This is a genomic window from Geodermatophilus sp. DF01-2 (genome assembly GCF_004571065.1).
GTDB lineage: Bacteria > Actinomycetota > Actinomycetes > Mycobacteriales > Geodermatophilaceae > Geodermatophilus.
Genome location: NZ_SPQN01000134.1, coordinates 1 through 6,367, shown reverse-complemented (window position 1 = coordinate 6,367; position 6,367 = coordinate 1). Strand labels below are relative to the sequence as shown.

Sequence of the window (6,367 nt, the reverse complement as noted above, 5' to 3'; positions counted from 1 at the left end):
GGCGGCGTGGCGGGCCGGGTGCGGACGGGCGGCGGGTCGAACCCGCCGACGTCGTCCCGGGGGCGGGCGAACGCTTCGTCCGGCGCCGACGCGCGGGGCCGGCCGTCCTCGCCGGCGGGACGGGCTGTGTCCGGGGTGTGCGGGTCCACGGTCAACGGGTCCTCCCCCGACGGGGTGTCGGCGCGGCTGGTCAGGGCGTCCCGCCCGGGATCCCGACGGGCTGGGCGGCACCGCTCGTGCCGCCGGTCGTGGCGCGCACCACCGGCGGGACGATCCGGGTGCGCTGCTCGAGGGTGGCGCCGGCCACCGAGTCCGGTGACGGGCGGTCGCGGTCGACGCTGCCGGTCGGAAGGCTCAGCGCCAGGGCGGTGACGCCGAGGCCGAGGACCCCCAGCGCACCGACGAAGCCACGACGCAGCCACCGGGCGTGGCCGGCGCGGTCGGCGCCGGCCGGCGGCGGGTCCAGCGCCACGGACCACGACCCCGACGGGCCGCTGACGGTGAGCTGGTCGGGAGCGGCGCTCAGCGAGCCGAGCCCGCCGCCGGTGCCGGGGACGTCGGCGGTGAAGGGGATGGCCCGCAGCCGGGACAGCAGGTCGCCGGGGACGGCGACGTCCGAGCAGGTGTGCAGCGCCTCCTTGGCCTCCCGCTGGGCCTGCACCGCCATTCGGCACTGGGTGCAGCCGCTGAGATGGCGCGCCGCCCGAGCGGCGGGGCCGCCGGCGAGCTCCCCGTCGACGAGCGCAGCGACGGCCTCCTGGGCCAGGTGGCTCTCCGGGATGTTCACCCCGCGCTCCCCTCCGGGGCGACCGTCTCGTCGTTCACCGGCCGGCGCGGGGCCAGGTGGGCGAGGGCCTCGCGCAGCTGGACCCGGCCGCGGTGGATGCGGCTGCGCACCGTGCCGAGCTTGATGCCGAGGGTGGCCGCGATCTCCTCGTAGGTCAGTCCCTCGATGTCGCAGAGGACGACGGCGACGCGGAACTCCGGCGAGAGTGCGTCGAGCGCCGCCTGCACCTGCGGGTCGAGGTGTGTGTCGGCGTAGACCTGCTCGGGGCTGGGCGCGGTGCCGGGCAGCCGCTCGGTGTCCTCGGGCAGGGCGTCGAACCGGATGCGCTGCCGGCGCCGCACCATGTCGAGGAAGAGGTTGGTGGTGATGCGGTGCAACCAGCCCTCGAAGGTGCCGGGCGAGAAGTCGGCGAGCGAGCGGAAGACCCGGACGAAGGTCTCCTGGGTCAGGTCCTCCGCGTCTTGCGGGTTGCCGGAGAGGCGGTAGGCCAGCCGGTACACCCGCGCGGAGTGGTCGCGCACGACCTGCTCCCAGGTGGGCGCCACCCAGGCCTCGGTGGCGGTAGGAGCGGGGTCGACGGCGTCGGACACGGTTCCAGGATCGCAGACCGGAGCCGTCGTCGATCTCCCGACGTCGGCGGGTCGGGCGGGGGCGGCTCTCTCGGGGCGCACGACACGGTCAACGGGCCGGGAAGCCGGCGGTGTTCCCGTTCACAGGGAGCTCACAGCTGTGCCGGGAGCCGGGGTCGGGCAGCCCCGGCCACTACCCTCGCCCGGTGACGAGCGCCGCGGAGACGACGGGCGAGCGAGCATCGCAGCGAGCGCCAGCGAGCGAGGAGCGGAACGAGTCCGGAGCCGAGCTGTGAACGCCGCGAGGACGACGGGCGAGCGAGCATCGCAGCGAGCGCCAGCGAGCGAGGAGCGGAACGAGTCCGGAGCCGAGCAGTGAACGCCGCGAGGACGACGGGCGAGCGAGCATCGCAGCGAGCGCCAGCGAGCGAGGAGCGGAACGAGTCCGGAGCCGAGCAGTGAACGTCGAGGGACCAGGGCCGGGGAGGGACGGCGCGGCGTACGCCGACCGCTTCGCGGCCGAGACTCCGGCCCTGGTGGCGGCCCGGTCCCGCGTGGCGCGGCTGGCCGGCGCGCCGTCCGTGGAGCCGGCGGTCGGCGCCACCCTGGCCGTGCTGGCCGCCGGCGCCGCAGCCCGCACGGTCGTCTCCATCGGCAGCGGTGGCGGGGTCGCCGGTCTGTGGCTGTTGGAGGGCATGCGCCCGGACGGCGTCCTCACCGTGCTGGACGGCGACCCCGAGGCGGTGCGCGCCACCCGCCGTGCCTTCGGCGAGGCCGGCCACCCGCCGGGCCGCACCCGGATGATCTTCGGCACGGCCGGTGAGGTCCTCCCCCGTCTCTCGCCCGGCGCCTACGACATGGTCGTGTGCGCCGGGGCGCCCACCCGGTACGCCGCACACCTGGGCGCGGTCCTCGAGCTGGTCCGGGTCGGCGGCACGGTCGTCTGCCACGGGCTGCTGGCCGGCGACCGGATCGCCGACCCCCGGGCGCGCGACGAGCAGACGGTGGCCTGGCGGGACGTCGCCCGCGCCGTCCGGGAGCACGAGCACCTCACCTCCGCCGTCCTGCCGATCGGCGCGGGGCTGCTGGTGGCCGTCCGGCGCCGCTGACCCGGCGCGGGTCGCATCGGATGGCCCCTCCAGGGCGTCCCGAGCCTGCGAGGGGACCCAGGAAGGGTCCTTCCTCAGGCGTGGGCGCGGGCCCCCTTCCCGAGGACCGTCACCCCGCCGGAGCTGACGTGGTAGCGCTCGCGGTCGGTGGCGAGGTCGACGCCGACGCGTGTCCAGTCCGGGACGACGACGTTCTTGTCGAGGATCGCCCGCCGGACGTAGGTGCCCTCGCCGACGTACACGCCGTCCATGAGCACGCTGTCCTCGACCCGCGCCCCGCGCTCGACCCGGACACCGGGCGAGACGACCGAGTTGTGCACCGAGCCGCCGCCGATGATCGCGCCGGCGCTGACCATCGACTCCTCCGCGCGCCCGCCGAGCACGAACTTCGCCGGCGGCTGCTGCGGCGGCAGGGTGAGGATCGGCCAGCGGTCGTTGTAGAGGTTGAAGACCGGGGTCACCGACACCAGGTCCATGTGGGCGTCGAAGTAGGAGTCGATCGTCCCGACGTCGCGCCAGTAGCCGTGGTCGCGCTCGGTGGCGCCGGGGACGACGTTGGTGGAGAAGTCGTAGACGTACGCCTCTCCCTGGTCGGCGAGCATCGGCATGATCGAGCCGCCCATGTCGTGCACCGAGTGCTCGTCCTCGGCGTCGGCGCGCAGCGCCTCGAGCAGCGCGTCGGTGGTGAAGACGTAGTTGCCCATGGAGGCGAAGCTCTCCTCGGGCGAGTCCGGCAGCCCCGGCGGGTCCGCCGGCTTCTCGAGGAACCCGCGCACCTTGCCGTCGGCGTCGGCGTCGATGACGCCGAAGCCCGTGGCATCGCTGCGCGGCACCCGCAGCCCGGCGATGGTGACCCCGGCCCCCGTCTGCAGGTGCTGGTCGATCATCTGCGCCGGGTCCATCCGGTACACGTGGTCGGCACCGAAGACCACGACGATGTCGGGCCGCGCGTCGTAAATGAGGTTGAGGCTCTGGAAGATGGCGTCGGCGCTGCCGGTGTACCAGCGCGGGCCGAGGCGCTGCTGCGCCGGCACCGGGGTGATGTAGTTCCCGAGCATCTGCGAGAGCCGCCACGTCGTGGTGATGTGCCGGTCGAGGCTGTGGCTCTTGTACTGGGTCAGCACCGCGATCTGCCGGATCTCGGCGTTCACGAGGTTGGACAGGACGAAGTCGATGAGCCGGTAGTTGCCGCCGAACGGCACGGCCGGCTTGGCCCGGTCCTGCGTCAGGGGGCTCAGCCGCTTGCCCTCACCGCCGGCCAGGACGATGCCGAGAACCCGAGGACCGCCACGCATGGTCGCAACGTAGCCGCTGGCCAGGAGCGCCGCTGCACCGCGGCGCACGGCCCCGTCCAGGGCACCGCCCCGAGCCTGCGAGCGGCGGGGCCGGGGGCCGGCCCCGTCCAGAGGCTCGCCGCGAGCCTGCGGGCGGTGAGGAGGACGGGGTCCTTCTAGGGTGGCCAGCGTGCGTATCGGCATGGTGACCCGGGAGTGGCCGCCGGACGTCTACGGCGGCGCGGGGGTGCACGTCGAGCATCTCGCGGCGGCGCTGCGCGCGCTGCCCGAGGGGCCCGAACTCGACGTCCACTGCTTCGGGCAGCCGCGGGCGGACGCGACCGGGCACGCCGTCCCGGCCGGCCTGCAGGGCGCCAACGGCGCGCTGCAGGCGCTCGGCGTCGACGTCGAGATCGCCGCCGCCCTCGCCGGAGCCGACCTGGTGCACAGCCACACCTGGTACGCCAACACCGCCGGCCTGCTGGCCTCGCTGGTGCACGGCGTCCCGCACGTCGTGACGGCGCACTCCCTCGAGCCGCGCCGGCCGTGGAAGGCCGACCAGCTCGGCGGCGGCTACCGGCTCTCCTCCTGGGCCGAGCGCACCGCCTACCTCGCCGCCGACGCGGTGATCGCGGTCAGCCACGGCATGCGCGACGACGTGCTCGACGCCTATCCCGACCTCGATCCCGCCCGCGTGCACGTCGTGGGCAACGGGGTGGACGCCGAGGCCTACCGGCCGGTGCACGACCCCGACGTCGTCCGCTCCCTGGGCGTGGACCCGGACCGGCCCTACGCGCTGTTCGTCGGGCGGATCACCCGGCAGAAGGGCGTGCTGCACCTGCTGCGGGCGGCCGAGCAGCTGCCCGCCGACGCCGGCCTCGTGCTGTGCGCGGGCGCCGCCGACACCCCGGCCGAGCGTCAGCAGGTCGCCGACGCGGTGGCCGAGCTGCAGGCCCGGCGGGACGGCGTCGTCTGGATCGAGGCGATGCTGGCCCGCGAGCAGCTGGTGCCGCTGATCACTGGCGCGACGGTGTTCGTCGTTCCCTCGGTGTACGAGCCGCTGGGGATCGTGAACCTGGAAGCCGCCGCGTGCGGCACCGCCGTCGTCGCCAGCGCCGTGGGCGGCATTCCCGAGGTGGTGGACGACGGCCGCACCGGCCTGCTGGTCCGCTACGACCCCGACGACCCGGCGGCCTTCGAGGCGGGGCTGGCCGGGCGGATCGCCGAGCTGCTGGCCGACCCGGAACGCGCCGCCCGCATGGGCGAGGCGGGCCGCGAGCGGGTGCTGGCGGAGTTCGGCTGGCCGGCGATCGCCCAGCAGACGGTGGACGTCTACACAGCGGTCCTTGCCGGCCGGGGCTGACCGCACCCGCTGGTACCGTCGGCGCGCCGGCAGCTGCCGGCGACGCTCGCGCAGCGAAGACCGGTGCGAACCCGGCGCTGTCCCGCAACTGTGATGGTCCGTCCGAGGACCTGAGCCAGATCGCCTGCCCTGCGTCGTGTCCCGACCCCCGCGGCAGGGGTCGCGCACCGGGCGCCGGGCGCCTGCGTGGGCGGCCGCGCGCCGCCGCCCCGGAAGGCCCCCGTTGTCCCGCACTCCCTCCGCGCGCCGGCCGGCCCCGGCCGCGTTGCTCCTCCCGCTCCTCCTGGCCCTGCCGGCCTGCGGCACCGACGCTCCCACCGCGGAGGGGCCCGGCACGGACGCCGCGGCCGGCGGCGCCTTCCCGGTCACCGTCACCGGTGACGACGGCGAGCTGACTCTCGACGAGCGGCCGGAGTCGATCGTGTCGATGTCGGCCTCGGCGACCGAGATGCTCTTCGCGATCGGTGCCGGCGACCAGGTCGAGGCCGTCGACAGCACCTCGGACTTCCCCGCCGAGGCACCGACCACGGACCTCTCGGCGTTCACCCCGAACGCCGAGGCGATCGCCGCCCACTCCCCGACCTCGTCGTCCTCAGCGACGACATGAACGGCATCGTCGACGCCCTCGACGCGCTGGAGATCCCGACCCTGCTGCTGGGCGCGGCCGACACCCTCGACGAGAGCTACGAACAGATCGAGACCCTCGGCGAGGCCACCGGCAACACCGAGGAGGCCGCCGAGGTGGTGGCCGACGTGCAGGACCGGATCGCCGCCGCGGTCGACTCCGTCCCGGACTCGACCCGGGGCATGAGCGTCTACCACGAGCTCGACCCGAGCTTCTACTCCGCGACCAGCGACACCTTCGTCGGCAGCGTCTACACGCTCTTCGGGCTGGAGAACGTCGCCGACGGCGCCGCGGACACCGCGGGCGGCTATCCGCAGCTGTCCGCCGAGTACATCGTGGGCCAGGCGCCGGAGCTGGTCGTGCTCGCCGACACCGTCTGCTGCGGCCAGACCGCCGAGAGCCTCGCCCAGCGGCCGGCCTTCGACACCGTCCCGGCCGTGAAGGAGGACCGCGTGCTCGAGGCCGATGACGCCGTCGCCTCCCGGTGGGGCCCGCGGGTGGCCGACTTCGCCGAGGCGCTGGCCGCCGAGCTGCGAGGCTGAGCGAGGCGCTCGTGACGGCTCCTGCGGCTCCCCGCCTGGTGGCCGCCGCACCGGCCCGGCCCCGGCGCCGGACGGCGGTCGTGCTCGCCGGCGCCGCG

Annotated in this window: 7 protein-coding genes and 1 riboswitch; of the genes, 4 read left to right on the top strand and 3 right to left on the bottom strand. The window is 75.2% G+C overall.

The genetic code is table 11. From position 1 onward, the window contains the following. Positions 1–190: 190 nt before the first annotated feature. Positions 191–787 carry a zf-HC2 domain-containing protein gene (locus E4P41_RS23750; RefSeq protein ID WP_135143120.1) on the bottom strand — a complete coding sequence of 199 codons (597 nt, stop codon included), beginning with the start codon at positions 785–787 and terminating at the stop codon, positions 191–193. Then, a complete protein-coding gene (gene sigE / locus E4P41_RS20830) occupies positions 784–1,377 on the bottom strand; it encodes an RNA polymerase sigma factor SigE (protein ID WP_135143119.1) in 594 nt (197 codons plus the stop codon). The genes E4P41_RS23750 and sigE overlap by 4 nt, the downstream gene beginning before the upstream one ends. Before the next feature lie 437 nt (positions 1,378–1,814). Between sigE and E4P41_RS20820 the strand changes: the two genes are divergently transcribed. Continuing rightward, a complete protein-coding gene (locus tag E4P41_RS20820; RefSeq protein ID WP_135143118.1) occupies positions 1,815–2,465 on the top strand; it encodes a class I SAM-dependent methyltransferase in 651 nt (216 codons plus the stop codon). Between the two features lie 74 nt (positions 2,466–2,539). Here the strand turns inward: E4P41_RS20820 and glgC are convergent, their stop codons facing one another. Beyond that, the gene (glgC, locus tag E4P41_RS20815) at positions 2,540–3,760 is read right to left on the bottom strand and encodes a glucose-1-phosphate adenylyltransferase (RefSeq protein ID WP_135143117.1); all 1,221 of its coding nucleotides are present in this window, start codon (positions 3,758–3,760) and stop codon (positions 2,540–2,542) included. 169 nt (positions 3,761–3,929) lie between these two features. Between glgC and glgA the strand changes: the two genes are divergently transcribed. The 3 genes from glgA (at position 3,930) to E4P41_RS22865 (ending at position 6,269) form a co-directional block, all read left to right on the top strand. Next, positions 3,930–5,102 (top strand): glycogen synthase, encoded by a 1,173-nt coding sequence (glgA, locus tag E4P41_RS20810; protein ID WP_135143116.1) that lies wholly within the window; start codon positions 3,930–3,932, stop codon positions 5,100–5,102. 10 nt (positions 5,103–5,112) lie between these two features. After that, positions 5,113–5,245: riboswitch (cobalamin riboswitch) on the top strand. 80 nt (positions 5,246–5,325) lie between these two features. Then, positions 5,326–5,709, top strand: coding sequence for a hypothetical protein (locus E4P41_RS22870; RefSeq protein WP_209307839.1), 384 nt, complete (start codon positions 5,326–5,328; stop codon positions 5,707–5,709). Continuing rightward, positions 5,706–6,269, top strand: coding sequence for an ABC transporter substrate-binding protein (locus E4P41_RS22865; protein WP_209307838.1), 564 nt, complete (start codon positions 5,706–5,708; stop codon positions 6,267–6,269). Before E4P41_RS22870 ends, E4P41_RS22865 begins: the two co-directional genes overlap by 4 nt. Positions 6,270–6,367 lie beyond the last annotated feature (98 nt).